Annotated in this window: 1 protein-coding gene; it reads right to left on the bottom strand. The window is 33.6% G+C overall.

Going from position 1 to position 247, the window contains the following annotated elements; translation table 11 throughout:
* Positions 1-198 (bottom strand): hypothetical protein (locus WA407_RS26565; RefSeq protein WP_442952061.1); only part of this gene is annotated, 198 nt, incomplete at its 3' end.
* Between the last annotated feature and the right edge of the window lie 49 nt (positions 199-247).

Here is a 247-nt window from a genome sequence, read left to right on the forward strand (position 1 = left end):
TGTATATATTACATAAGCCAAGTTTTCAGGTTTACTAATTAACTTTGGATTTGATACATCCCCAGTAAATAGTTCCTGATTTTCTATGCTAATAAATTCAGCATTTCTGTAACTACCTTTAGCATTTCTGTAACTACCTTTAGCATTTATAAATTTATCCTGTATCAGAATAATTTGGCTGCCACTGTCATCAAGCATAAACTGGATCCTGTCTTCAGGGTATTCAGGAGCTATGGGTAAATAAGCC

Origin of the sequence: Paenibacillus sp. 203 (genome assembly GCF_037027525.1) — a bacterium.
GTDB classification, from domain to species: Bacteria; Bacillota; Bacilli; order Paenibacillales; family Paenibacillaceae; genus Paenibacillus; species Paenibacillus polymyxa_B.